This is a genomic window from Rhizobium sp. BK602 (genome assembly GCF_014195095.1).
Taxonomy (GTDB): Bacteria; Pseudomonadota; Alphaproteobacteria; order Rhizobiales; family Rhizobiaceae; genus Rhizobium.
This window is the reverse complement of sequence record NZ_JACIBC010000007.1, coordinates 205,195-223,241: the sequence shown is the minus strand read 5'-3', so window position 1 is coordinate 223,241 and position 18,047 is coordinate 205,195. Positions and strand designations below refer to the sequence as shown.

Here is an 18,047-nt window from a genome sequence, read left to right as displayed (position 1 = left end):
GCATTGCTTTGCGCAATCAGGCGAAGAACTGTCCGCCATTGGCACTGATCGTCGATCCCGTGATGAAGCCGGCATCGTCGGCGGCAAGGAAGACGACGGCGCGGGCGATCTCTTCCGGCTCGCCCAGGCGTCCGACCGGGATCTGCGGGATGATGCGCTCGTTCAGCACCTTTTCCGGCACTGCAAGCACCATTTCCGTGCCGATATAGCCGGGGCAAATCGCATTGACTGTGATGTTCTTGGCGGCGCCCTCCTGGGCAAGCGCCTTGGTGAAACCGAGATCGCCGGCCTTGGCGGCGGAGTAGTTCGCCTGGCCCATCTGTCCCTTCTGGCCGTTGATCGAGGAAATATTGATGACGCGGCCGAAGCTGCGGTCGCGCATGCCCTGCCAGACGTGATGCGTCATGTTGAACAGGCCGGTGAGGTTGGTGTTGATCACCTCGTTCCATTGCTGCGGCGTCATCTTGTGGAACATGGCGTCGCGGGTGATCCCGGCATTGTTGACGAGAATTTCGACGGGACCGAGTTCAGCCTCGACCTTGGCGATGCCCTTGCCGCAGTCTTCGTAGCTCGTCACATCCCATTTGTAGACGGAAATGCCCGTCACCTCATGGAAGGCGCGGGCCTTCTCCTCGTTGCCGGCATAGGTCGCCGCGACCTTGTAGCCGGCATTGCGCAGCGCCATCGAAATCGCCGCTCCGATGCCGCGCGTTCCACCCGTCACCAACGCCACTCTGCTCATGTGCCCACTCCCCTTGTTGCGGCAGGGACGGGACGACCGATCTTCGGGTCGCCCGCTCCGCCTTTACCGTTTCTTCTGGAAATAATTCGAGACCGTCTTTGAGGCTCCGAGGCGCAAAGGCGTCTCAGAGCGCCTCGAAGCACATGGCAACGCCCATGCCGCCGCCGATGCACAGCGTGGCGAGACCCTTGCGGGCGCCGCGGCGCTTCATCTCGAACAGCAGCGTGTTGAGGATACGGGCGCCGGACGCGCCGATCGGATGGCCGATGGCAATCGCGCCGCCATTGACGTTGACGATCGACGTATCCCAGCCGAGATCCTTGTTCACGGCGCAAGCCTGGGCGGCGAAAGCCTCGTTGGCCTCGACGAGGTCGAGTTCGCCGACCGACCATCCCGCCTTTTCCAGCGCCTTGCGCGAGGCCGGGATCGGGCCGGTACCCATGATCTTGGGATCGACGCCGGCCGTCGCCCAGGACACGATGCGGGCAAGCGGCTGAATGCCGCGGCGCGAGGCCTCGGCCTCGGTCATCAGCACGGCCGCGGCCGCGCCGTCATTGAGACCCGACGCATTGGCGGCCGTCACCGTGCCGTCCTTGTCGAAGGCCGGGCGCAGTTTCGCCATGCTGTCGAGCGTCGCGCCATGGCGGATATATTCGTCGGTATCGACTGTGACGTCGCCCTTGCGGGTCTGGATCGTGAAGGGCACGATCTCGTCCTTGAACCGTCCGGCCTTCTGCGCGGCCTCGGCCTTGTTCTGCGAGGCGACGGCGAACTGGTCCTGATCGTCGCGCGAAAGCTGCCATTGGCGGGCGATGTTCTCCGCCGTGATGCCCATGTGATAGCCGTAGAAGGCGTCCGTCAGGCCGTCCTTGATCATGGTGTCGACCATCTTCATGTCGCCCATCTTGGTGCCGGCGCGAAGATGGGCGGCATGCGGCGCCATCGACATCGACTCCTGGCCACCCGCGACGATGATCTTGGCGTCGCCCGTTGCGATCTGCTGCAATCCGAGCGCCACCGCGCGCAGGCCGGAGCCGCAAAGCTGGTTGACGCTCCAGGCGGTCGCCTCCTGCGGGATGCCGGCCTTCATCGCCGCCTGGCGGGCCGGATTCTGCCCCTCGCCGGCCTGCAGCACCTGGCCAAGAATCACTTCATCGACGTCATTGGCATCGACACCGGCGCGCTCCAATGCTCCCTTGATGGCGGCGGCGCCGAGCTCATGCGCCGGAACGCTCGCGAAGGCGCCGTTGAAGGAGCCGACGGCGGTGCGGGCCGCGCTGGCGACGACGATAGATGAATTGCTCATGGAAGCCTCCTCGGGAAATGAACAAGTATATGAGGCGAAACTGTCAAAGCTTTGCGCCTGAGTCAAATTGCAAGACTTCTGCTCCCGCAGATTTCATGATGCCGTCATGGCCCGCGAAAAATACAACCGTTAGAAAGGGCTTGCCGCATCGCACAAACCGATTGTCACCAAGCTTCTTTTGCGTCTACACTCATAAACGGAGGAATTTTCATGCAATCAGATGGGGGCCAGGAGACTGATAATGGCAAAGACTGACGGCCAGATCGTAATTAAGAAATATGCCAACCGCCGCTTGTACAACACCGGCACCAGCACGTATGTGACGCTGGATGACCTGGCGGAAATGGTGAAAAAGGGCGAGGAATTTACCGTCCAGGATGCGAAAAGCGGCGAGGACATCACGCATTCGGTCCTGACGCAGATCATTTTCGAGCAGGAATCGAAGACCGGAAACACGCTGCTGCCGATTTCCTTCCTGAGGCAGCTCATCGGCTATTACGGCGATCAGATGCAGATGGTCGTGCCGAGCTTCCTCGAACATTCCATGCGTGCCTTCACCGAACAGCAGACGCAGATGCGCGAGCAGATCAACCGCGCCTTCGGCGAAACGCCGCTCGGCAAGAATCTGCAGCTGCCCATGCAGATGGTCGAGGAACAGGTACGGCGCAACACCGAAATGTTCCAGCAGGCCATGCAGATGTTCTCTCCCTTCATGAAGCCGCCGGTGAAGGAAAGCCGCAAGGCGGAGGCGAAGGACATCGACGAGCTGAAGGAACAGCTCCGCGCCATGCAGAGCAAGCTGGACAGTCTGTGAGATCTATCCTTCTCCCCTCGGGGAGAAGGTGCCCAAAGGGCGGATGAGGGGGTGGCGCGGCATATTCCAAGTCAACCTGTTTCGCCAACAAACGTTTCCCGGTAACGCCCCCTCACCCGGCGCTGACGCGCCACCCTCTCCCCGCAGGGGCGAGGGGATAAACATCCCGATCAAAACAGAAAAAGGCCGGCGAAACGCCAGCCTTTCAATCTCAGCCCTTAAGGCAGCGCTAGATTATGCGCTTTCCTTCGGCGTCAGAACCTGACGGCCGCGGTACATGCCGGTCTTCAGGTCGATGTGGTGCGGGCGACGCAGTTCGCCGGAGTTCTTGTCTTCAACGTAGGTCGAAGCCTTCAGCGCATCAGCCGAACGGCGCATACCGCGCTTGGACGGGCTCGTTTTTCTCTTCGGTACAGCCATTTTCGTTACTCCACTTTGCGGACGAAACATATCAGCGGCCAGCCTGGCGGCCGAAACAGACATGCATCAATTTCGGAAATTGGGCCGGCTTATACATGGCTTATGCGGCTTTGACCAGTCCCTCCCCGCATTTTTTGCCGGCACCACCGGATTCCTTCGGATTCGGATCGAATCGGCCCTCAGGCTTCGTCGACCGGCACGACCCATGTCTCCTTCAAGGCCGCCGCTTCCCACGTCTTCCAGGCCGGCAGTGCCTTCATGACGGCCATGTAGTCCCGCGTATCGGCTGAAACGGCGATATCATAGCGCTCGAAACGGCTGACCACCGGCGCGAACATCGCATCGGCCGCAGAAAAGGCGCCGAACAGGAAGGGACCACCGGAACGGGCGCGCGCCTCGCGCCAGATCGCCTCGATGCGCGCCACGTCCTCCATGACGCCTTCCGGCAGATTGAGAGCGCCTACCGGGCGGCGCATGTTCATCGGGCAGGCATTGCGCAGGGCGCCGAAGCCCGACAGCATCTCCATGCTGAAGGAGCGCGCCAGCGCCCGTGCCCGCCTGTCCCTGGGCCAGAGACCGGCATCCGGGAAAAGCTCGGCCACATATTCGATGATGGCAAGCGATTCCCAGACCTTGAAGTCACCATGCACCAGCATCGGCACCCGGCCGGTCGGCGAGACCTCGCGGATACGCGGATTGCCGGCGGCGAAATCGAAAGGAATGAGCACCTCCTCGAAGGCGATGCCGCAGCCTTCCAGCGCAATCCACGGCCGCAACGACCAGGACGAATAATTCTTGTTGCCGATATAGAGCGTGAGCTTGTCCATGGTTCATCCCTCTGGCCTCTCTTTTGAAACGAGGCGTTCCCTGAAAATTGCGTATCTCGATGGGCAAAAGGGCAAACGTAGCGCGCCCGGCATCCTTCGCTGCTGAAGAATGCCGGATGACGGCCGCCTGATCGAGCGACAAGTTCTGATATCAGTTATAAAGGCATTTGATGTATTCGCCGGAATTCGCCGCCCGCCGCTGGATCAGCGAAGCGAGCTGGCGCAGGCCCCGTCCCGGCTTGCTCGCCACCCGGTCGATCGGATTGGGAAGCGAGACGGCGAGCAGCGCGGCCTGACGGGCCGTCAGCTTCGAGGCCGGCACCTTGAAATGGTAGCGCGCGGCCGCCTCGATGCCATAGATGCCCGGCCCCCATTCGGCGATGTTCAGATAGATCTCCATCATCCGCCGCTTCGACCAGACGAAGGAGGAGGTGACGGCAAGCGGCAGCTCCAGCGTCTTGCGCACGAAGGAGCGGCCGTTCCAGAGAAACAGGTTCTTCGCCGTCTGCATCGGAATGGTGCTGCCGCCGCGTGTCGCCTCCCCTTTCAGCGTCTGGCGCACCAGCGCGCGCATCTCGCCCCAGTCGACGCCGCCGTGGAAGCAGAATTGCCCGTCCTCGGACACCATGACCGACTTCACCAGCACCGGGGATATCTGCTCGAGCGGCACCCAGCGCCGGTCATAACCCTGGAAGGTAACGGCCTCGCGCAGCATCAGCGTCGAGATCGGATGGACGAAGGGCAGGAGATAGAAAACGATGAGCAGATAGGGCAGCAGCAGAAAACCGAGGACGGCGAGAGCGACGCGTTGCCACAGCGGACGGGCCATGAACCGCGCGACAAGGGCCGGCCGTCTTGGCATCTCGGCTTCCTCCTCGCTGTCCGTCGATATGTCCAATTGCCCTAGGTCCACCATTGCCCTGTCCCACAGCGCTCATTGCGCATTCGGGGAACGCGCCGGGAATGCTGCATTTGTCATACCGTCTACACAAAGCGATGACCAGAGTGCGACGAGATTCCCCCACCGGCTGTTGACAATTCTCGTTGCCAGCAGCCGGCACTCGTGCCAAACAGCGGCCATGGACAGCACCAATTCCTCCTTCGAACATCGCCTCAGGGACAATGCCGGCAAGGTCGAGACTGTCCTGAGCCGGCTTCTGGCCGACGCCAGCCTGGCGGACGAGATTGCCCGCCCCGCCCGCCTGCTCGAAGCGATGCGCCACGGCGTGCTGAACGGCGGCAAGCGGCTGCGGCCCTTTCTGGTGATGGAAACCGCTGCCCTTCTCGGCGGCGGCGAGGATGCAGCGCTAAGGATCGGCGCCGCCCTCGAATGCGTGCATTGCTATTCGCTGGTGCATGACGACCTGCCGGCCATGGACGACGACGATCTGCGCCGCGGCCAGCCGACCGTGCATATCGCCTTCGATTACGCGACGGCGATCCTCGCCGGCGACAGCCTGCTGACCTACGCCTTCGACATCATCGCCGCGCCGGAAACGGATCTGCCGGCGGAGCGCAAGATGGCGCTCGTGCTGGCGCTGGCGCGCGCCTCCGGCATCGGCGGCATGGCCGGCGGCCAGGCGCTCGACCTCGCCGCAGAGAAAGTGACGCCGGACGAACAGGGCATCACCACGCTGCAGGCCATGAAAACCGGTGCGCTGATCCGCTTTGCCTGCGAGGCGGGCGCGATCGTTGCCGGCGCCTCTACGGAAGACCGAAAGCGGCTGCGAACCTTCGGCGAAAAGATCGGCCTTGCCTTCCAGCTCGCCGACGACCTGCTCGACCTCACCGCCGACGCCGCCACCATGGGCAAGGCGACCGGCAAGGATGCCGCGCGCGGCAAGGGCACGCTGGTGGCCCTGCATGGCCAGGCCTGGGCGGAGGCGACGCTGGCAAGACTGGTGACGGAGGCGGCCGAACTGCTGTCTCCCTATGGCACGAAGGCGGCGATCCTGATCGAGACGGCGCGCTTCGTGGCAAACCGCAAGAGCTAACCGTCTCCGCCTGCAAACCAAGCGAATGTCACAGTGACAAGAATTCTCGCACACACGGATGATTTTTCGCGCGTTTCGTGACAAGTTCCCGCGCCAGAGCGGCCGTTAGGCACGGAATAGCCCGCGCCGGCCGTAGTTTCAGGACTGCCCCCATGCATGAAACGCTCGCCTATCTGCCACAGATCGTGCCGGCCTATATCGCCTATCTCGTCGCCGTCGCCAGCCCCGGTCCGGCCATCATGGCAATCATCGCAACCTCGATGACGCATGGCCGCAAGGCGGGCATGACGTTGTCGCTCGGGATCTTCGGCGGTTCGCTGACCTGGGCGACCGCTGCCGCCGCCGGGCTTGCCACCCTGCTGCAGACCTATGCGATGGCGCTGGAAATCCTGAAGATCTTCGGCGGGCTCTATCTGCTCTATCTCGCCTACAAGGCCTTTCGCGCCGTGCGGGCGAGCGGCGATCTGCCTGTTGCCGCCGAAGGGCCGAAGACGCCCGGCTTCAAATCGCTGATCCTGCGCGGCTACGGCATCCACGTCACCAATCCGAAGGCGATCTTCGCCTGGCTCGCCATCATCGCGCTCGGCATGCCGCAGGGCGCGCCGGCCTCGGTCGCCGTGCTGATTATCGCCGTCTGCGGCACGACCGGCTTCATCGTGTTCATGGGGTATGCGGTGCTGTTTTCGACACCGCATGCGCTGAGGATCTATCGCAATGCGCGCCGCTGGATCGAAGGCGCTATGGCCGGCTTTTATTGCTTCGCCGGCATCAAGCTGCTGACGAGCAATATCTGATCCGGCTCCAGCGGCGGATCACTCCGCCGCGACATCCTTCCGGCCGAAACGCTTCTCGATATAGTCGGTCACCAGCACCTCGAAATCCGAGGCGATATTGGGGCCGCGCAGCGTCATCGCCTTCTGGCCGTCGATGAAGACCGGCGCGGCCGGCGTTTCGCCGGTGCCGGGCAGCGAAATGCCGATATCGGCATGCTTGCTCTCGCCCGGACCGTTGACGATGCAGCCCATGACGGCGACGTTCAGCGCCTCGACGCCCGGATATTTCTCGCGCCAGATCGGCATGTTCTTGCGGATGTCGTTCTGGATGTTCTGCGCCAGTTCCTGGAAGACCGTCGAGGTCGTGCGGCCGCAGCCGGGACAAGCGGCGACGACGGGGATGAACTGGCGGAAGCCCATGACCTGCAGCAGTTCCTGCGCCACCTGCACCTCGCGGGTGCGGTCGCCATTCGGCTCCGGCGTCAGCGAGACACGGATGGTGTCGCCGATGCCGTGCTGCAGCACATAGCCCATGGCGGCGGAGGAAGCGACGATGCCCTTCGAGCCCATGCCGGCCTCGGTGAGGCCGAGATGCAGCGCATGGTTCGAGCGCTCCGACAGCATGGAATAGACGGCGATCAGATCCTGCACCTGGCTGACCTTGGCCGAGAGAATGATGCGGTTGCGCGGCAGGCCGATCTCCTCGGCGAGATCGGCCGAGATCAGCGCCGACTGCACGATCGTCTCGCGCGTCACCTGCCGGGCCGAGAGCGGCGAGCCCTCGGCCGCATTCTTGTCCATCAGCGCGGTCAAGAGGTCCTGGTCGAGCGAACCCCAGTTGACGCCGATGCGCACCGGCTTGTCATAGCGGATCGCCATCTCGATGATCTCGGCGAACTGCTTGTCCTTCTTGTCCTTGAAGCCGACATTGCCGGGATTGATACGGTATTTCGCCAGCGCCTCGGCGCAGGCCGGATGATCGGCGAGCAGCTTGTGGCCGATATAGTGGAAATCGCCGATCAGCGGCACGTCCATGCCGAGCCGCAGCAGCCGCTCGCGGATCTTCGGCACGGCGGCCGCACTTTCGTCGCGGTCGACGGTGATGCGTACCAGCTCCGAGCCGGATTTGTAAAGGGCGGCGACCTGGGCGACGGTCGAGTCGATATCGGCCGTGTCGGTATTGGTCATGGACTGCACAACGACGGGGGCGCCGCCGCCGACAATCACACCGCCGACATCGACGGCAACGGACAAACGGCGCGGCTTCGGATCGAAATCACTGGCGGACGACATGGAAAGCTCTTGTTGGTCTCGGGAAACGGATACTTTTCAGGTGGATCACGAAGGGGCCATTGTCAACCGCTCCGCTGATGAGTTTATTCGGGCGCGGGCACCGCCATAGCAGGCGAAAGCGACCAAATTAATGCGAGCCCTGTCCATGCGGGCCACCGCCGATGCCGTCGGCATAACGCGCCAGCGACGACAGCGCCAGCACCACGAGCAGCAGCGCCGGCAGCGCCATCAGCACCGGCGAGAAGCCGATATGCTCGGCGGCAAAGCCGATGGCCGAGGGAGCCACGAGCATGCCGGAATAACCGAGCGTGGTGACGACGGAGATGCCGATGCCCGGCTGCAGGCCGGGAATGTTGCCGGCGGCCGAAAAGGCGATCGGCACCATGTTGGAAATGCCGATGCCGCAGAGCGCGAAGCCGAGAATGGCGATTTCCGCATTCGGCGCCAGCGCCGCCGTCAGCATGCCGACGATGGCGAAGACCGTGCAGACGCGGAGCGTCCTGACCGCGCCCAGCCAATCACGCACGAAATCGCCGGCAAAACGCATCGTCGCCATGGTGGCCGAGAAGGCGGCAAAGCCGAAGCCCGACAGTGCCACCGAGGCAGCCTTTTCCTGGCTGAGATAGAGCGCGCTCCAGTCGAGCACGGCGCCTTCCGGCACCATGCAGAACAGCGCGATGACGCCGAGCAGCCAGGGCAACGGAACCATGGGTAGCCGCGCCTTCGGCTTCGCCTCGTCCGGATGCGGCTGGTCGCCGAGGATCATCGGCCAGGCGACGATCAGGAAGAGGGCGGCGAGCGCGGTCGAGACCTCGGCATGGCCGAGAATGCCCCAATGCGAGATCAGCAGGCCGCCAAGCGCCGAACCGATGAGGCCGCCGAGGCTCCAGAAGGCATGACAGGAGGACATGATCGCCCGGTGCATGGATTTCTCGACCGAGACGGCATTGGCGTTCATCGCCACGTCCATGGCACCGATGAAGCCACCGAACAGGAAGAGAGCGATGGCGGCGGTCCAGACATTGGGGGCAAGGGTCAGGGCCAGCAGCATCGGCACCAGCAGCACGGCGAAGGCGCGGGCGACAACCCGCGAACCGCGCCCGGCGATCTGCGCGCCGGCCATCGGCATCATCACCAGCGAGCCCACGCCGAAGACCAGGATCATCAGGCCGAGCTCGAACTTGCTCAGTTGCAGCCGCTCGGCGAATTCCGGAATCTTCGGCGCCCAGCAGCCGACCACGAAGCCGTTCATCAGGAACAGCAGCGAAACGGCCGCGCGCGATTTCGTGAAAAATCCGCTCCTGCGAGCCTGAAGGCTCTCGGATTTCGTCATATTGTCCATGAAAACACCCCCAATCGGTGGTGGCAGGATATTTAAATCGATTGAAACCTCAATGACCGAAACAGGGACGAACGGTCACATTTCATCTCCGACTGTTAAAGCGCGGGCGCGAAGAACACAACCGCGCATAAATGTTTCGAGACCGGCATATCCGGCTCCTATGGCCTATTGACGACGAAAAGGTAGGCTCCTATCGCTTGAGCCTTGAAAGAGTCTCCAGCCGGTTCGCATCGGCTCTCCCCTTGGTGCATCCCGTGAAAAACTCCACCAGCTACGGCATCCTGCTTACGGTGTTTGCCTATATGCTGTTCACCGCCCATGATTCGACGGTGAAGCTGCTCGTCGCTTCCATCCCGGTCTGGCAGGTCCTGTTCATCCGCAGCTGCACCATCCTCGCCGGCTGCTTCCTCTTCGAGGGGCCTTCCCTCGTCCAGAAGGTGGCGCGCTCGCCGATCATCAAGCCGATGATCCTGCGCAGCATCCTGATCCTGATCGCCTGGATCTCCTATTATTCGGCCGCCCGCTATCTGCAGCTCGCCGAGGTGACGACGCTCTATTACGCGGCCCCGATCGTCGGCACGATTCTGGCGACCATCGTGCTGCGCGAGAAGGTCACTTTCGCCCGCTGGATGGCGGTCGGCGTCGGCTTCTGCGGCGTGGTGATCGCCTCCAATCCGGTAGGCCTGTCGATCTCCTGGCCGGTTTACCTGGCGCTGCAGGCCGCCGTCCTCTGGGCAAGCGGCATGGTGCTGTTGCGCAAGACCGCGCTGCATGAGAAGAGCCACATCCAGATGGCGGTCTCCAACATCCTCTTCATCCTCCTGACCGCCGCCATGGCGATCGCCCACTGGCAGACGCCGACACCTTTCCAGATCGTCCTGCTGGCGCTCACCGGCCTCATTGCCGGCGCCGGCCAGCTCGCGCTCTTCGAAGGCATGCGCCAGGCACCCGTCTCGGTGCTGGCACCGTTCGAATACACCTCGCTCGTCTGGGCCTTTTTGCTCGGCTACCTGATCTGGGGCGACGTGCCGGGGGCGAATACCTTCATCGGGGCGGTGCTGATCTTGAGCGCGGGGTTGATTATCATCGTCAGCGAACGGATGAAGCGGCGGACGGCGGTGGTTTGAGGTGGGCCGGATGGCGTGATTGCGGAGCCGAAAGCTGGCCCGGTCAGGCAACATCAGGGACAGGCTTCGGCGCCGCCCGAATACGCCAGGCGATGGCCAGGAAACCAACCACCGCGAACCCGCCGAGTCCGGCAACCAGAGCAAGCGACGCAGCAATGCCTATTCGCTCCATCGAGAACGCCAGAAAAAACGGGGCCAGCGCCGAAAGGATCAGCCGGGCCGACATTATCCTGCCCTGTCGCCTGCCATAGCCGTCGCTGCCGAACAGGGAGAGCGGCAGGGTGCCGCTGACGATGCTCAGCAGCCCGTTGCCCATTCCGAAGGTCACCGTGAAGACCATGGCACCGACAATGGACGGGGCGGTAAGCACCAGGATCAGCATGCCGCCCGGAATCAGGATGCCGGCGATCAGCGCGAGATGGAGCGGCGCGACCGCCTTGCCGAAGACCATGTTGATCAGACGACTCATGACTTGAGAGGGGCCGAACAATGCCCCCACCATTGCAGCGGCGGCACCGAGGCCAAGGCCTGAAAGCAGCGGCACCATATGCACCAGCACGGCCGAACTGGCGAGCGACATCAGGGCAAAGCTCATGACCATCAGGACAAAACCCAGCCGACGCAGGTGCGCCGGCAGTAGTCCCTCCACCACGGGCGTCGCGACGGAGCCGGATACGGCATGTCTGGTTGCACCGCGCGACATCCAGACATGGATCGGAAGGCAAACCAGCAGGTTGAGGGCGGCAAAGACCAGATAAACGTCCTGCCAGGAGAGCTTTGCATGCAGCGCCGTGGTGATCGGCCAGAATATCGTCGAGGCAAAGCCGGCGATCAGGGTCAGATAGGTGATGTTGCGCTGGGCACCCTGCGGCCGGATCTGCACGAGGAGCGCAAAAGCCGCGCCATATTGCACGAAATTGGCAGCTACTTCGATGAAGACCAGGGCGCCGACATAGGAAACCCTGCCCGGCGCCACGGCGCACGCAACGAGGGCTCCAGCGGCAATCGCCGAGCCGAAACTCATCACCCTGCCCGCCCCGATCCGATCAAGGAGCAGACCAAGCCATGGCGCGGTGAGCCCGCCCACGAGCAGCGCCCCGGAAAGCGCACCGAAAATCCACTCGTTCGACCGGGCGAAATCTGCCGCCATGTCAGGCGCCAGAATGCTGAAGCTGTAATAAAGGGTGCCATACCCGATGATCTGGGTGACACCCAGTGCCAGAATGATCCCGACAGGCACCTTGTTGTCAGACAAGGCGCTTGCCCTGGGCATCGAGGACCTGCTGGCCGTCTTCCTTTGCAAAGGCGCCCCGATGGGTCTCCGGCAGGATATCCAGAACGACTTCGGAAGGGCGCGCGAGGCGGGTGCCCAGTGGCGTGACAACGAATGGCCGGTTGATCAGGATCGGGTCCTTAAGCATGGCGTCGAGCAGTTGATCATCGGTAAGACTGGGGTTGTCGAGGCCGAGTTCGGCATAGGGCGTACCCTTCTCGCGGATCGCCTGCCGCACCGTCAATCCCGCATCCGCAATCATTGCCACGAGATGATCGCGCAAAGGCGGCGTTTTAAGATACTCGATGATGGTCGGCTCTATCCCGGCATTGCGGATCATGGCCAGCGTGTTGCGGGAAGTGCCGCAGTCGGGATTGTGGTAGATCGTAACATCCATGCTCATGACAGGCTTTCCGTTTCAGTGAGGGTTTCATCGGCGCCGCGGGTCTCCATCAGCAGCCAGCCCGCCACGGCAAAGGCCAGGACCGCTCCCAGCAACTCCGCGAGAATGAAGCCCGGCAGGTCCTGAGGACGAATACCGGCAAAGGTGTCCGTCAGCGAACGGGCGATGGCGACCGCTGGATTGGCAAAGGAAGTCGAGGCGGTGAACCAGTAGGCGGCGGTAATATAAAGGCCGACCAGCCACGGAATTGCATCGGGGCGGAAGCGAAGCCCGGCGAGAATGGTGAACAACAGACCGAAGCTCGCGACCGCCTCGGCCAGCCATTGGCCAGGCCCCGTTCTGACCGTCGCCGAGAGTTGCAGAAGCGGGAGATCGAACATCGCATGGGCCAGGACGGTGCCGGCAACACCGCCAGCCACCTGCGCGGCGACATAGCAAAAGGCCATGGAGGTGGCGATCTCCCGCTTCAGGGCGAAGACGAGCGTCACCACCGGGTTGAAATGCGCGCCGGACACGGGGCCGAGCAGCGAAATCAGGACGATCAGGATCGCCCCCGTGGGGATGGTGTTGCCGAGAAGCGAAATCGCCGTGTCCGCCGACAGCCGATCGGCCATGATGCCGGAGCCGACCACGGTTGCGACCAGCATGGCGGTCCCCAAAAACTCCGCGGCAAGGCGCCTCGACGGCGGAAAAGCATGCGCGCTCATGCTGGAATATCCCCCATCACGGATATGGCGGCAGCCGGATCGATCCTGTTCACTGCATTTTCCCCATTTTCGGCACACAGCAAGCGGCAACTTCGGCAGCCGGCGCGCAAATCTCCGGATGACCGGCACAGCAATCTTCCATCAGAAAGCGGACAAGGCCGCTCAGGGAATCATAGTTGGCGCTGTAGATGATCGAGCGGGATTCCCGCTGCTGGCTGATAAGGCCCGACCGATCCAGTTCCTTCAGATGAAACGAGACATTCGAGGGCGACACCTCCAGTCTTTCCGCGATCGTGCCCGCCGCCATGCCCTCGGGGCCGGCAACGACGAGCATTCGCACGATCTGCAGGCGGGTTTCCTGCGACAATGCGCCAAATGAAACGAGGGCTTGACGTTCATCCATAATTCAATAATCCTTGAAATATTGAAACGATGGATACCGCAAATGAACCAGACAGACAAGCCCCTTCCTCGCGACATCAGCCTCGGCCCGCTGCTCGACACCCTGACGGACGCCTCCAGCCTGCCGCTGGTGTTTCACTATGACGGCCGCCCGGTGAGGGCCGGCTATCACGTCACCGAAGTCAAGGCGGGACAATTTGCAGCACTCGATTGCGGCGCCAACCCCGAAGCCTGGTCGGAAATTTTCATACAGCTCTGGGACATCGAGGAAGATGACCGCACGCATATGCCGGCTGGCAAGTTTGCGGCGATCATCCGCAAGGTTTCCGAACATGTGCGGCTGGACGGTTCCGCCAAACTCACCTTTGAGGTCAGCGACGGCGTGCAGCCGATGCAGCTCTATTGCGCCGCCTTGCCCGTCCAGCGGGCCGGTGCGCTGCATGTGGAACTGGAACCTCGCGCGGCAAGCTGCAAGCCTCGTGACCGTTGGCTTGCCGAGCAGCAGCAGAAGACCTCCGCATGCTGCGCGCCGTCTTCCGCTAACAGCGCCTGTTGCGGATGAGCTGGAAAGGGCGAGATTTTTCTGTCGTCTGCGATGGACAAGCGGAAAAGCCGGCGGCCTGCAAACGCCGAAGAGCGGGCCGGTCGTAACCTCGCACCGCTCCCGGCCCCGAAAGTCATCAACTCCACTGCTTTGAGAAAAATATTCGCAATTGCCCATTCCTTTCGCAGTTTTCTACGCTTCCCCCGTCCATTTTTTCTGCGATCTATGCGACATTGAATGAAACTGCTCCAGAAACGGAAGAAAACGATGAACTGGTTGAAGACTGTCGCCGCTGCCGCCCTCGTGCAGGCCGCTTTCCTTTTGCCCGCCCATGCCGGCGATAACCTGAAGGCGATCCAGTCCGCCGGCGTGTTCAAGGTCGGCACGGAAGGCACCTATGCGCCCTTCACCTATCACGACGAGAGCGGCAAGCTCACCGGCTTCGACGTCGAGATCGCCGAGGCGATTGCTGCCAAGCTCGGCGTCAAGGCCGAGTTCCTGGAAGGCAAGTGGGATGGCCTGATCGCCGGCCTCGACGCCAAGCGCTACGATGCCGTCATCAACGAAGTCGGCGTCACCGAGGCCCGCAAGCAGAAATACGATTTCTCCGAGCCCTACATCGCCTCCAAGGCCGTGCTGATCGTCAAGGAGAGCACCAGCGACATCAAGGATTTCGCCGATCTCAAGGGCAAGAAGGCGGCGCAGTCGCTGACCAGCAATTTCGGCAAGCTCGCTCAAGCCTCCGGCGCCGAGCTCGTCGGCACCGACGGCTTCGACCAGTCGATCCAGCTCGTGCTGACCGGCCGCGCCGACGCGACGATCAACGACAGCCTGTCCTTCCTCGACTTCAAGAAGCACAAGCCCGACGCGCCGGTGAAGATCGTCGCCCAGCAGGCCAATGCCGATTTTTCCGCCGTCATCTTCCGCAAGGGCGAGCCGGAGCTGCAGGCCGCCATCAACAAGGCGCTGGCCGACATCAAGGCCGACGGCACCTATGCCAAGATCTCGCAGAAATACTTCGGACAGGACGTTTCGAAGTAAGGGGAATAGGCAGAAACGCCAAATTGTGAAAAAGATGCGTCCGGGGCCATCCCCGGACGCATTCTGTTATGGAAAGGTCGCTTCTGCGTGGAGCACTGGTTGCAATTGATGGGAGAGTCGCTGGGCACGCTCTTGTGGGCGGGGCTCGTCTTCACCATCCCGCTCACCCTGATCACCTTCGTCCTCGGCCTGCTGCTCGGCTTGCTGACCGCCGTTATCCGGCTGTTCGGGCCGGCGCCGCTCGTCGCCGTCGCGCGCTTCTACGTCTGGGTGATCCGCGGCACGCCGCTTCTGGTGCAGCTCTTTGTCATCTTCTACGGTCTGCCGAGCATGGGCATCCTGCTCGATGCATTTCCGGCCGCCGTCATCGGTTTCACGCTCAGCGTCGGCGCCTATACGTCGGAAATCATCCGCGCCGTCATCTCCTCCGTGCCGAAGGGCCAGTGGGAAGCGGCCTATTCCATCGGCATGAACTGGCGCCAGGCGATGAGCCGCACCATCCTGCCACAGGCCGCCCGCGTCGCCGTGCCACCGCTGTCGAACACCTTCATCTCGCTGGTCAAGGACACCTCGCTCGCCGCCGCCATCACCGTGCCGGAAATGTTCCAGGCCGCCCAGCGCATCGTGGCGACCACCTACGAGCCGCTGATCCTCTATGTCGAAGCCGCGCTGATCTATCTCGTCATGAGCTCGTTCCTGTCCGCGCTGCAAGGCCGGCTCGAGCGCCGCTTCGCCCGCTATGGCGGCACGCTGGAGGAGGCACGCGCATGATCGAGCTGTCGCATATCGAAAAGCGCTTCGGCAACAATGTCATCCTGAAGGATATCGGCCTGCTCATCCCCGAAGGCACGGTGACGGCGCTGGTGGGACCCTCCGGCGGCGGCAAGAGCACGCTGCTGCGCTGCATCAACCTGCTGGAAATCCCGACATCAGGCACCATCCGCATCGGCGAGGAGAGCGCGACCTTCCAGCCGGGCAGGAAGGTCGGCTGGCAGGAAATCCAGAAGATTCGCCGCCAGACCGGCATGGTCTTCCAGAATTTCCAGCTCTTTCCGCACAGAACCGCCATCGAGAATGTCATGGAGGGCCTGACGACCGTGTTGCGCTGGCCGCAAGACAAGGCCCGCGCCCGCGCCGTCGAGCTGCTGACCAAGGTCGGCATGGCCCACAAGATGGACGCCTGGCCCGCGACGCTGTCGGGCGGGCAGCAGCAGCGCGTGGCGATCGCCCGCGCGCTTGCGCCCTCGCCCCGCGTGCTTCTCTGCGACGAGCCGACCTCGGCGCTCGATCCGGAACTCGCCGCCGAAGTCGTCGACGTCCTCGGCAAGCTCGCCAATGAGGGCACGACCATGGTGATGGCGACGCACGATCTTCGCCTTGCCTCGAAGATCGCCAACAATGTCGTCTTCCTCGAAGCCGGCAGCATCGTCGAGACCGGCTCCTCGCGCACCATCTTCGGCTCGCCGCAGCAAGAGCGGACGAAGCAGTTTATCTCGACGCTGAATGCCGGGCACAGCTACGACATATGAGAACGAAGCCTCGGCTGCGCCGAAAGGGTGACGCATTGACGGGATGTGGCTTTCCGTTTAGCTCTAAGCGCATGAACACGGCATTGGTCCTCGTAGTGGTAGGAAGGCGCATGGGCAGGATGGTGTAACCATCCGGCGAAAGCACCCATGCGCGGCAAACAGGCTCCTGACGGGGCCTTTTTTATTGCCCGGATTTGGGCGGCCCCCGTCAGATCTTCCCGATTTCCCACTTACGAGACGGACAGGCCATGACGCGCACCGACAGCCGCATCGAAATTTCAGACGCCCAGACGACAGAGAACCCGGACAGCACGAGGACGGTCGCGCCGCCCCGGCTGGCGACGCTCATCCTGCTTTCGGCGCTCGCCGTGCTGCCAATCAACATGATCCTGCCGTCGCTGCCGAGGATCGCCGCGGCCTTCCATGCGGATGTCGCGCTGGTCAACCTTTCGGTCGCCGGCTATTCGCTCGTCACCGCCTTTCTGGAAATCATCGGCGGAGCGATATCGGACCGGTTCGGCCGCAGGCCGGTCGTCCTGATTTCGCTCTCCATCTTCATCCTCGCCTCCATCGGCTGCGTCCTCGCTCCCGATATCGGCACCTTCCTCCTGTTCCGGGCGCTGCAGGCCTGCATCGGCCCCTGCTACTCGGTCGCGCTGGTCGTCATCAAGGAGAGCTCCGACGACCGGCAAGCCGCCAGCAAGTTCGGCTATCTCGCCATGGGATGGGCGCTCGCGCCGATGGTCGGGCCGCTGCTGGGCGGCTCGCTGGACGAGCTGTTCGGCTGGCAGGCAAGCTTCGTCACGCTGGCGATCCTCGGGATTGGCGCCTTCGTCCTGTCGATGCGCCAACTGAAAGGGTCAGCCCCACCCGCACCGCGACCGGGCAGGCACTATCTCGCTTGCTATGCGCTGCTCCTGGGCTCTGCCCGCTTCTGGGCCCACACCCTATGCATGGCCTGCTCGATGGGGGTGCTCTATGCCTTCCTTGGCGGCGCGCCGCTTGCCATCGGCAATTCGCTCGGCGGTTCGAGCGCGATGCTCGGCTTCTATATGGGGCTGGTTCCCGCCGGCTTCATTTTCGGCAGCTTTCTTGCCGGCCGCTACGCCGCAAAAATCTCGCTCGGCGCCATCCTCATCGTCGCGCGGCTCCTGACCTGCATCGGTCTGTCGGCCGGCCTCGTCCTGTCGCTGTCGGGCATCACCCACAGCCTCGCCTTCTTCGGCCCCTGCATCTTCATCGGCATCGGCAATGGCCTGACCATGCCGGCCGCCAATAGCGGCGCCTTGTCGGTCCGGCCCGATCTCGTCGGAACCGCAGCGGGGCTCGCCGCGGCCATGCGGATTGCCGGCGGCGCGCTTCTGGGCTCGGCCGCCGGCCTGGCGCTCGCGCGATCGGCGACGATCCATACCCTGTTCGCCGTGATGCTGGCATTGGCATTTCTGGCGCTGCTGGTGGCATTCTGGGCCGCGCTCATCGAGCGGCGCGCGGCCGATCCAGCCTCCTGACG

General features: G+C 63.1%; 20 protein-coding genes. 9 read left to right on the top strand and 11 right to left on the bottom strand.

Annotated elements, in window-relative coordinates; translation table 11 throughout:
- Positions 1–16: 16 nt before the first annotated feature.
- Positions 17–742 carry a beta-ketoacyl-ACP reductase gene (locus tag FHX11_RS22805; protein WP_184361234.1) on the bottom strand — a complete coding sequence of 242 codons (726 nt, stop codon included), beginning with the start codon at positions 740–742 and terminating at the stop codon, positions 17–19.
- A gap of 124 nt (positions 743–866) precedes the next feature.
- Entirely contained in the window at positions 867–2,048 is a 1,182-nt protein-coding gene (locus FHX11_RS22800) for an acetyl-CoA C-acetyltransferase (protein WP_184361231.1), read from the bottom strand.
- Positions 2,049–2,289: 241 nt separating this feature from the next.
- Here FHX11_RS22800 and phaR point away from each other — a divergent pair, with 241 nt between their 5' ends.
- On the top strand, positions 2,290–2,862 hold the full coding sequence (gene phaR / locus FHX11_RS22795) for a polyhydroxyalkanoate synthesis repressor PhaR (RefSeq protein ID WP_184361228.1): 573 nt from the start codon (positions 2,290–2,292) through the stop codon (positions 2,860–2,862).
- A gap of 234 nt (positions 2,863–3,096) precedes the next feature.
- On the opposite strand, the gene rpmF is transcribed toward phaR, so the two are convergent.
- From rpmF to mtgA, 3 genes are all read right to left on the bottom strand, one after another.
- Positions 3,097–3,282 (bottom strand): 50S ribosomal protein L32, encoded by a 186-nt coding sequence (gene rpmF, locus FHX11_RS22790; RefSeq protein ID WP_006724402.1) that lies wholly within the window; start codon positions 3,280–3,282, stop codon positions 3,097–3,099.
- Positions 3,283–3,461: 179 nt separating this feature from the next.
- Positions 3,462–4,109 (bottom strand): glutathione S-transferase family protein, encoded by a 648-nt coding sequence (locus FHX11_RS22785; RefSeq protein ID WP_184361224.1) that lies wholly within the window; start codon positions 4,107–4,109, stop codon positions 3,462–3,464.
- A gap of 151 nt (positions 4,110–4,260) precedes the next feature.
- Positions 4,261–5,007 carry a monofunctional biosynthetic peptidoglycan transglycosylase gene (gene mtgA / locus FHX11_RS22780; protein ID WP_184361584.1) on the bottom strand — a complete coding sequence of 249 codons (747 nt, stop codon included), beginning with the start codon at positions 5,005–5,007 and terminating at the stop codon, positions 4,261–4,263.
- A 181-nt stretch (positions 5,008–5,188) separates the two neighbouring features.
- On the opposite strand from mtgA, the gene FHX11_RS22775 reads away from it, so the two are divergent.
- Positions 5,189–6,103, top strand: coding sequence for a polyprenyl synthetase family protein (locus tag FHX11_RS22775; protein WP_184361221.1), 915 nt, complete (start codon positions 5,189–5,191; stop codon positions 6,101–6,103).
- Between the two features lie 152 nt (positions 6,104–6,255).
- Positions 6,256–6,897, top strand: a complete 642-nt coding sequence (locus FHX11_RS22770) for a LysE family translocator (protein ID WP_184361217.1) — start codon at positions 6,256–6,258, stop codon at positions 6,895–6,897.
- Between the two features lie 18 nt (positions 6,898–6,915).
- On the opposite strand, the gene ispG is transcribed toward FHX11_RS22770, so the two are convergent.
- Positions 6,916–8,169 carry a flavodoxin-dependent (E)-4-hydroxy-3-methylbut-2-enyl-diphosphate synthase gene (ispG, locus tag FHX11_RS22765; RefSeq protein WP_184361213.1) on the bottom strand — a complete coding sequence of 418 codons (1,254 nt, stop codon included), beginning with the start codon at positions 8,167–8,169 and terminating at the stop codon, positions 6,916–6,918.
- A 127-nt stretch (positions 8,170–8,296) separates the two neighbouring features.
- Complete coding sequence (locus tag FHX11_RS22760; RefSeq protein ID WP_184361210.1) at positions 8,297–9,511, bottom strand: MFS transporter; 1,215 nt, start codon at positions 9,509–9,511, stop codon at positions 8,297–8,299.
- A 254-nt stretch (positions 9,512–9,765) separates the two neighbouring features.
- Here FHX11_RS22760 and FHX11_RS22755 point away from each other — a divergent pair, with 254 nt between their 5' ends.
- Complete coding sequence (locus FHX11_RS22755) at positions 9,766–10,638, top strand: DMT family transporter (RefSeq protein ID WP_184361207.1); 873 nt, start codon at positions 9,766–9,768, stop codon at positions 10,636–10,638.
- A gap of 43 nt (positions 10,639–10,681) precedes the next feature.
- Here FHX11_RS22755 and arsK read toward each other — a convergent pair whose 3' ends face one another.
- Genes arsK through FHX11_RS22735 form a run of 4 tightly spaced genes read right to left on the bottom strand, consistent with a single transcriptional unit; the run spans position 10,682 to position 13,424 of the window.
- Positions 10,682–11,911 carry an arsenite efflux MFS transporter ArsK gene (arsK, locus tag FHX11_RS22750; protein ID WP_184361204.1) on the bottom strand — a complete coding sequence of 410 codons (1,230 nt, stop codon included), beginning with the start codon at positions 11,909–11,911 and terminating at the stop codon, positions 10,682–10,684.
- Positions 11,886–12,314, bottom strand: coding sequence for an arsenate reductase (glutaredoxin) (gene arsC / locus FHX11_RS22745; RefSeq protein WP_184361201.1), 429 nt, complete (start codon positions 12,312–12,314; stop codon positions 11,886–11,888). Before arsC ends, arsK begins: the two co-directional genes overlap by 26 nt.
- Positions 12,311–13,021: an MIP/aquaporin family protein gene (locus tag FHX11_RS22740; RefSeq protein ID WP_184361198.1), complete on the bottom strand. Its 711-nt coding sequence runs from the start codon at positions 13,019–13,021 to the stop codon at positions 12,311–12,313. The genes arsC and FHX11_RS22740 overlap by 4 nt, the downstream gene beginning before the upstream one ends.
- Positions 13,022–13,070: 49 nt before the next feature.
- A complete protein-coding gene (locus FHX11_RS22735) occupies positions 13,071–13,424 on the bottom strand; it encodes a metalloregulator ArsR/SmtB family transcription factor (RefSeq protein WP_184361194.1) in 354 nt (117 codons plus the stop codon).
- 42 nt (positions 13,425–13,466) lie between these two features.
- Between FHX11_RS22735 and FHX11_RS22730 the strand changes: the two genes are divergently transcribed.
- From FHX11_RS22730 to FHX11_RS22710, 5 genes are all read left to right on the top strand, one after another.
- Positions 13,467–13,985: a DUF6428 family protein gene (locus FHX11_RS22730; protein WP_184361191.1), complete on the top strand. Its 519-nt coding sequence runs from the start codon at positions 13,467–13,469 to the stop codon at positions 13,983–13,985.
- 249 nt (positions 13,986–14,234) lie between these two features.
- On the top strand, positions 14,235–15,008 hold the full coding sequence (locus tag FHX11_RS22725; protein WP_184361188.1) for an amino acid ABC transporter substrate-binding protein: 774 nt from the start codon (positions 14,235–14,237) through the stop codon (positions 15,006–15,008).
- A gap of 87 nt (positions 15,009–15,095) precedes the next feature.
- Positions 15,096–15,779 (top strand): amino acid ABC transporter permease, encoded by a 684-nt coding sequence (locus FHX11_RS22720; RefSeq protein ID WP_184361185.1) that lies wholly within the window; start codon positions 15,096–15,098, stop codon positions 15,777–15,779.
- A complete protein-coding gene (locus FHX11_RS22715; RefSeq protein WP_184361182.1) occupies positions 15,776–16,537 on the top strand; it encodes an amino acid ABC transporter ATP-binding protein in 762 nt (253 codons plus the stop codon). Before FHX11_RS22720 ends, FHX11_RS22715 begins: the two co-directional genes overlap by 4 nt.
- A 248-nt stretch (positions 16,538–16,785) precedes the next feature.
- Positions 16,786–18,045: a multidrug effflux MFS transporter gene (locus FHX11_RS22710; RefSeq protein ID WP_184361179.1), complete on the top strand. Its 1,260-nt coding sequence runs from the start codon at positions 16,786–16,788 to the stop codon at positions 18,043–18,045.
- Positions 18,046–18,047 lie beyond the last annotated feature (2 nt).